We start from the raw sequence: 1442 nt of genomic DNA, 5'->3' as shown, positions 1-1442 counted from the left end.
TATTCAATAAATCAAAAAGCTCTGCATGGGATGCATCAGGTTCAGGAAGAAGATTATGTTACTGGCAACCGGAAAGGAGTAGCATAAATAGTTTAATGTTAAGTGATTCAGGTAAAAAGCACAGTTTGTTTGCAAAATTTATAGCTTTACAAAAATCATCGACTATACAAAAAATTTCTGTTATATCTTTATCCATTGGTATTCTCACTTTAATTTCTAACTGAGTTTTTATCTCTTTTATATCCTCTTCTAATCCAGAATTAGCGTTTTTAGTTAGATCTAACTTTCTTATCTTGTCTAAAGATTTTTATCTATTGCAGATTATCATTTTTACAAAATCATACATCTATATTTCGGACTGTTACTTAGCATTTCCACCTGAGAAATAGATACATCTCCTAGATAAATACTTACTTCATCACTAGGATTACGAGAGTACTGCGGATTATTTGAAACTTCAGGATGAGTAATGTTATTTAGTGTAATCTCTTTCAACTTCTCAAGATACTCCAGTTGGTTTGAGTTACTAATCTTATTTAGCTCCAAGTCAACAATTTTTAGCTTTATTAACTTGCATAAAGGCATAACATTATTAATTTTATTATGTGCTAAATAAAGTTCTTCCAGTTGTATAAGATTCCCTAGATGCTCAACGTTAGTAATTTTATTATTAGTCAAATCAAGGATTTGTAAATTGCTTAACTTATCTAGAGATGCAATATCGTCAATTTTATTTCCCTTTATATTTAGATCTTTTAAACTTATCAAGTGTCCTAAAGCATTTATATCACTGATTTTATTCTTCATCAGATTAAGGCTATCTAAATTTGTGAGGTTTACTAAATTCAATAACTCTGTACAACAATTAATTTTATTATTTCCAAGATCAAGAATTTCTAGCTTTTTTAGGTTCCATAAAGCTGTGAGATCACTAATTTTATTCCATGCTAGATAAAGCTTTTTTAGTTGGACAAGATTTGTCAATGGTAAAATATTATTAATATTATTTTCTCTTAAGTCAAGGTTTCTCAGCTCTACAAGATCAGCTAAAGATTCAATATTACTGATATAATTTCCTCTAATACTAAGACTTCTTAAATGTTTTAGGTCTCTTAAAGAAGCAATATTACTAATTTCATTATCTTTTAGATTAAGGTATATAAGATTTGGTAACTCACTTAAAACTATAACTAACTTTTTAAGGATATTATTATTAATACCACATCCAACTAATGATATAGAAGAAATCTCAGTTTGCTTTTCTAGTAAAAAATTTATTAATTCATTTTCCCCTATGAATTTATTTTTCTTTGTTGATTCTATCAATATATTTTTTGTATAGATTTTTTTATATGATAAGCATAACTTTTTATTAGTTAAAAAATTGTCCATATTTTATTTACATACTACATAATAGTTTAATTATTTGTGGTATGAAATAT

General features: G+C 26.6%; 1 protein-coding gene and 1 pseudogene. Both read right to left on the bottom strand.

All coding sequences use genetic code 11. The features are described 5' to 3' along the window. Positions 1-103 precede the first annotated feature (103 nt). A pseudogene (locus tag V6U76_RS05710) lies at positions 104-196 on the bottom strand (IS982 family transposase); the annotation flags it as partial. Positions 197-330: 134 nt separating this feature from the next. Beyond that, a complete protein-coding gene (locus V6U76_RS05235) occupies positions 331-1392 on the bottom strand; it encodes a leucine-rich repeat domain-containing protein (protein ID WP_333024086.1) in 1062 nt (353 codons plus the stop codon). Between the last annotated feature and the right edge of the window lie 50 nt (positions 1393-1442).

It is taken from the genome of Wolbachia endosymbiont of Pentidionis agamae (genome assembly GCF_036711655.1).
Classification (GTDB): Bacteria; Pseudomonadota; Alphaproteobacteria; order Rickettsiales; family Anaplasmataceae; genus JAZHPY01.
This window is presented reverse-complemented; position numbering and strand designations above follow the sequence as displayed.

Coding starts and splice junctions, on each gene's coding strand:
- V6U76_RS05235 (WP_333024086.1), bottom strand. CDS start 1,392: ATGGACAATTTTTTAACTAATAAAAAGTTATGCTTATCATATAAAAAA.